Genomic DNA, 5,000 nt, shown 5'->3' with positions numbered 1-5,000 from the left:
CTCGACCCCATGAAGTCGGAATCGCTAGTAATCGCGTAACAGCATGACGCGGTGAATACGTTCCCGGGCCTTGTACACACCGCCCGTCACACCATGGGAGTTGGTTTTACCCGAAGGTGGTGCGCCAACCTGTTCGCAGGAGGCAGCCAACCACGGTAGGATCAGCGACTGGGGTGAAGTCGTAACAAGGTAGCCGTAGGGGAACCTGCGGCTGGATCACCTCCTTTCTAAGGATGATGTCGTCAAGGTGGGTTCACACTCGCCCTACGAGATCACTTAGCAAGATCGGCATACAAAGCCGGTCAACAATCGAACCGGACCGTCCTCATATCTCTTCAGGAACGTAATCACAGACCTACCGGTCTGTCTTGGGTCGGTAGCTCAGGTGGTTAGAGCGCACGCCTGATAAGCGTGAGGTCGGAGGTTCAAGTCCTCCTCGACCCACCACTATTTGCGGGCCTCAGGTGGCCGAACGGGCGGTAGGCCAGGGAACATGGGGCCTTAGCTCAGCTGGGAGAGCGCCTGATTTGCATTCAGGAGGTCAGGAGTTCGATCCTCCTAGGCTCCACCATATCCCGATTAGATCGCCAAGCACCGGGTCCGGTGCTTGGCCGTCCAATCGGACGATACGTCCTCAGGTAGCCGCAAGGCGGTAGGACATGACATTGACATCGTTAAGAGAGATACAAATCAACACTGTTTGGTGTTCGCGAGTAGGCGAATATCCTCAGTCTGGTGCCGCTCCCTTCGGGGGGAGGCGAGCCTGTGCCGCGATTGCTTCCTCGATCGCCCACGGGTCTGCCGGCTGAAACGAACAGCGTTGTCCAAGTCAAGTACACTAACCAAATGTCCGGCCATTGGCCGGGCGGGAAAGTATGCTTTTGATCGGAAGATGATGGGCTGTAATCGGTCTTTCTTTTTCTGGATCAAATCAAGCGCGAAAAGGGCGTTTGGTGGATGCCTTGGCAGTAAGAGGCGATGAAGGACGTGATACTCTGCGATAAGCCATGAGGAGCCGAGAATAGGCTGTGATCCATGGATTTCCGAATGGGGCAACCCACCTGACAGTTTGTTATTGTTACCCTCGGGTAGTCAATAACGGGCTGAACCAGGTACTTGAGGACTGAATACATAGGTCTTCAAGAGCAAACCCGGAGAACTGAAACATCTAAGTACCCGGAGGAAAGGACAGCAATAGCGACTCCCCCAGTAGCGGCGAGCGAACGGAGACCAGCCGAGCCCGAGAAGTGACCAGAATGCGTTGGGAAGCGCAGCCATAGCGGGTGACAGCCCCGTATGGGAAGCTTTGAGGGACGTATCAAGTAGGGCGGGACACGTGAAATCCTGTCTGAAGATCGGAGGACCACCTTCGAAGGCTAAGTACTCCTTACTGACCGATAGCGAACCAGTACCGTGAGGGAAAGGTGAAAAGCACCCCGACGAGGGGAGTGAAACAGTACCTGAAACCGAACGCCTACAATCAGTCGGAGCTTGACTGGACTCCAATGATAATCTGCCTCATGAACGAGGGAAGACGTGTTCATGGGGAAAACGAATGACGGATCTGGCTTTCATAACGGATGGCGGGGCCGCGGTTGCGGGACTTGTTCTGGGGCTCATCTCGATGGGTGTGGAACATTGTCCGGGCGACGGCTGTCTTGCCCGCCGGGATGTGACGCCGGGCGCCAGCGTGGCGGCCGGGGCGGTGGTCTTTCAGGAGCGCACGACCGGCGCGGAAGTCTATCTGCGGCGCGATACGCGGGTGGCTTACGGCCCGTTCCGCCTGACCTACGGCGCCTCGCTGAGCGAGGATGGCGAGGCCTGGGCGGGGGCGGGGTTCGCCTATCGGTTCCAGCCGCGGGCGTGGAAGTGGTATGCCGAGTTCCACCTGATGCCGGGGCTTCATGCCGAGGGCGATGGCGCTGATCTGGGCGGTCCGGTGCAGGTCCGTTCCGGGCTGGAGCTGGGCTATGAGACGCGGCGCGGGCTGCGCATCGGGCTGGGGTTCGACCATCGTTCGAACGGCGGGCTGCGCAGTCGCAACCCCGGTCTGGAGACGGTGCATCTGCGGCTCAGCTTTCCGACCAACTGATCGGGCGGCGGGGCGGAGACGAAGCCCTCAAGTGGCCCTCCGGACGGTAGGGCAAATACAAGGATTATCATTGGTGTCCAGTCTTGTGACGGCGTACCTTTTGTATAATGGGTCATCGACTTGGTCTATCCAGCAAGCTTAAGCCGTTAGGTGTAGGCGCAGCGAAAGCGAGTCTTAATAGGGCGCATGAGTTGGATGGATCAGACCCGAAACCGAGTGATCTAGGCATGACCAGGATGAAGGTTGGGTAACACCAACTGGAGGTCCGAACCCACACCTGTTGAAAAAGGTCGGGATGAGTTGTGCCTAGGGGTGAAAGGCCAATCAAACTCGGAGATAGCTGGTTCTCTGCGAAATCTATTTAGGTAGAGCGTCATCTGAATACCCCCGGGGGTAGAGCACTGGATGGGTAATGGGGCCCCACAGGCTTACTGATCCTAACCAAACTCCGAATACCGGGGAGTACTGGATGGCAGACAGACGGCGGATGCTAACGTCCGTCGTCGAGAGGGAAACAACCCTGACCTACAGCTAAGGCCCCCAATTCATGGCTAAGTGGGAAAGCAGGTGGGACGACCAAAACAACCAGGAGGTTGGCTTAGAAGCAGCCATCCTTTAAAGATAGCGTAACAGCTCACTGGTCTAAACAAGTTGTCCTGCGGCGAAGATGTAACGGGGCTCAAGCCATGAGCCGAAGCTTAGGATGCCGCAAGGCATGGTAGCAGAGCGTAGTGTGACATGGTTTCCATCCTCTTTGGTGTCCCTCGGGGCGGCATGGAGGCCGGAAATCTTCGATGAAGCGGGCGCGTGAGCGATCCCGTGGAGAGATCACTAGTGAGAATGATGACATGAGTAGCGACAAAGAGTGTGAGAGACACTCTCGCCGAAAGTCCAAGGGTTCCTGCTTAAAGCTAATCTGAGCAGGGTAAGCCGACCCCTAAGGCGAGGCCGAAAGGCGTAGTCGATGGGAACCAGGTTAATATTCCTGGGCCAGATGGAAGTGACGGATTGCGGATGTTGTTCGCCCTTATCGGATTGGGCGGGCCGCTGAGCGGTTCCTGGAAACAGCTCCATCATGAGATCGTACCCGAAACCGACACAGGTGGACTGGTAGAGAATACCAAGGCGCTTGAGAGAACTACGTTGAAGGAACTCGGCAAAATACCTCCGTAAGTTCGCGAGAAGGAGGCCCGGTTCCTAGGCAACTAGGGGCTGGGGACACAAACCAGGGGGTGGCGACTGTTTACTAAAAACACAGGGCTCTGCGAAGTCGCAAGACGACGTATAGGGTCTGACGCCTGCCCGGTGCCTGAAGGTTAAAAGGAGGGGTGAGAGCTCTGAATTGAAGCCCAGGTAAACGGCGGCCGTAACTATAACGGTCCTAAGGTAGCGAAATTCCTTGTCGGGTAAGTTCCGACCTGCACGAATGGCGTAACGACTTCCCCGCTGTCTCCAACGTAGACTCAGCGAAATTGAATTGCCTGTCAAGATGCAGGCTTCCCGCGGTTAGACGGAAAGACCCCGTGCACCTTTACTATAGCTTCGCACTGGCATCAGGATTGTGATGTGCAGGATAGGTGGTAGGCTTTGAACCCGGGACGCCAGTCTCGGTGGAGCCACCCTTGAGATACCACCCTTCGCACTTCTGATGTCTAACCGCGGCCCGTTATCCGGGTCCGGGACCCTGCGTGGTGGGTAGTTTGACTGGGGCGGTCGCCTCCTAAAGCGTAACGGAGGCGCGCGAAGGTTGGCTCAGAGCGGTCGGAAATCGCTCGTTGAGTGCAATGGCAGAAGCCAGCCTGACTGCGAGACTGACAAGTCGAGCAGAGTCGAAAGACGGCCATAGTGATCCGGTGGTCCCAAGTGGGAGGGCCATCGCTCAACGGATAAAAGGTACGCCGGGGATAACAGGCTGATACTGCCCAAGAGTCCATATCGACGGCAGTGTTTGGCACCTCGATGTCGGCTCATCTCATCCTGGGGCTGGAGCAGGTCCCAAGGGTACGGCTGTTCGCCGTTTAAAGAGGTACGTGAGCTGGGTTTAGAACGTCGTGAGACAGTTCGGTCCCTATCTGCCGTGGGTGTAGGATACTTGAGAGGAGTTGCCCCTAGTACGAGAGGACCGGGGTGAACGAACCACTGGTGGACCTGTTGTGGCGCCAGCCGCAGTGCAGGGTAGCTATGTTCGGACAGGATAACCGCTGAAGGCATCTAAGCGGGAAGCCCCCCTCAAAACAAGGTATCCCTGAGGGCCGTGGTAGACCACCACGTCGATAGGCCGGAGATGTAAGCGCAGCAATGCGTTCAGTTGACCGGTACTAATGGCCCGACAGGCTTGATTTGATCCAGTAATGGCAAGACTGTTACGGATAAACAGCAAAAGCATACACAATACACAGGGTGCTGACTTGGAAATCAACTCCAACCGGAGACAAGACGGTTGGAGACACATCCGTCCTCAAGTCGCCCTCCGGGCGGCAGGACACACTAAAATGAGGTTTTTTCCCGGTCTGGTGGCCATAGCACGAGCAAAACACCCGGTCCCATCCCGAACCCGGCCGTTAAGTGCCGTCGCGCCAATGGTACTGCGTCTCAAGACGTGGGAGAGTAGGTCGCCGCCAGACCTGGTAAAAACCTCATCAAACACCCCGTATCTCTCGAAAACGATCAGACGCCCGGAACACACATGCACAAAAGCATGACGGCCAAACGCGAAAATGCGCCAAAGCCAAAACGCCCCAGAGGCAAAAGGCCGTAAAACCGGCCCAAACCAGCCATCCGGGCAACAGGCCACAAAATGCCGCGGGATGGAGCAGCCAGGTAGCTCGTCAGGCTCATAACCTGAAGGTCGTAGGTTCAAATCCTACTCCCGCAACCAAAAATACTCATAATAAATCAACACGTTTGA

3 tRNA genes and 3 rRNA genes (1 of these 6 running past the window's edge) are annotated in these 5,000 nt (G+C 56.5%); all 6 read left to right on the top strand.

The annotated features are described in order from the left end of the window. A 16S ribosomal RNA gene (locus BSG08_RS18990) occupies positions 1-227 on the top strand; it begins 1,243 nt to the left of the window's first position. A 143-nt stretch (positions 228-370) separates the two neighbouring features. After that, positions 371-447, top strand: a tRNA-Ile gene (locus BSG08_RS18985). A 48-nt stretch (positions 448-495) separates the two neighbouring features. Next, positions 496-571 (top strand) — tRNA-Ala (locus BSG08_RS18980). 358 nt (positions 572-929) lie between these two features. Next, positions 930-4,435 (top strand): 23S ribosomal RNA (locus tag BSG08_RS18975). Between the two features lie 166 nt (positions 4,436-4,601). Then, positions 4,602-4,716 (top strand): 5S ribosomal RNA (gene rrf / locus BSG08_RS18970). Together the 16S, 23S and 5S rRNA genes with 3 tRNA genes alongside form the textbook arrangement of a ribosomal RNA operon. A 177-nt stretch (positions 4,717-4,893) precedes the next feature. After that, positions 4,894-4,970: transfer RNA gene (locus BSG08_RS18965), tRNA-Met, on the top strand. The last annotated feature ends 30 nt before the right edge of the window (positions 4,971-5,000 follow it).

The organism is Roseovarius azorensis (assembly GCF_900109455.1).
GTDB classification, from domain to species: Bacteria; Pseudomonadota; Alphaproteobacteria; order Rhodobacterales; family Rhodobacteraceae; genus Roseovarius; species Roseovarius azorensis.
Note: the sequence above shows the minus strand (reverse complement) of the source record. Positions and strands in the feature narration are given on the sequence as shown.